We start from the raw sequence: 980 nt of genomic DNA, 5'->3' as shown, positions 1-980 counted from the left end.
CGTGAAGAACGTGAAGCTGAAGAACGACGTGCTATCCATCCAGCAGATTTGGCGCGGATGGCAGGTCAGCATAGTCATCCTATGTTGACCCAGATAGCAGAGGATGAAACCTATGGTCTTCAAGCTCAAACTGAGCAAGAGGAAATGGGTTTCGAACCTGTTCCAATGCCTGTCGAAGAACCACCAACTGACTATATGATCGAGCACGAGTCTGATACAACTGCGATTCGCCACTTTCGTATGATGGTTTCCAACCACTTCGGAGTTCCAGGTCAGCAGTTGAGCGACGCCAATCTCAGTGGATATCAAGAGCTGCTTCGAGATTTATGCCGTAATCAGCGTAGTATGTGGGTTCAGAATGGTGGCAGTAACGCACGTCCAGGTACTCCAGGTGGTCGTCCTCAGTCGATGGGCGAAGTGATAGCTCGTGCTAGTCGTTCAGTTGGTCGTTCAGGTGGGACGCGTATCCGTGAACCTGAATCTACTCAAACTTTCTTTGGTAACATTCCGGAAACTTCTACAATGACAACAGTTGCCTCAACTTTCGGTATGCGTGTTAACTACCCGTCTATCGAAAAGCATCCGTTAATTGTAGGGACACACTTGGCTGGTGTTGAAATTGAGCTGGAGAATCTGGCAATTGAACACCCGTCATTCCGCTACTGGACAGCGAAAAATGATGGTTCTCTCCGCAACAATGGTATGGAGTTTGTTTGCTCCCATCCGTGGGGTGGTGTAGATCTGTACAATGCGGCAGTCGAAATCGACGGCTTCTTGTTCGGTAATAATCCGGACGATACTTGGCGCTGTTCAACTCACGTTCACGTTGATGTTCGTGATATGACAGCAGCACAAGTTAAGAAAATGATCCTGGCGTATGTGTTCTATGAGCGCGTACTGTTCAAGTGCAGTGGCTGGCAGCGTTATAAAAATAACTTCTGCGTAGCGCTGCGCTTTGCTCAGGGTCAGCTGGAAGATCT

The 980-nt window shown here is 48.6% G+C and carries 1 protein-coding gene; it reads left to right on the top strand.

Going from position 1 to position 980, the window contains the following annotated elements:
- The coding region (locus N1032_RS23890) for a hypothetical protein (RefSeq protein WP_259542920.1) at positions 1 to 980 on the top strand (980 nt) is incomplete at both ends.

Source organism: Herbiconiux daphne (genome assembly GCF_024979295.1).
Taxonomy (GTDB): Bacteria; Actinomycetota; Actinomycetes; order Actinomycetales; family Microbacteriaceae; genus Herbiconiux; species Herbiconiux daphnes.
Note: the sequence above shows the minus strand (reverse complement) of the source record. Positions and strands in the feature narration are given on the sequence as shown.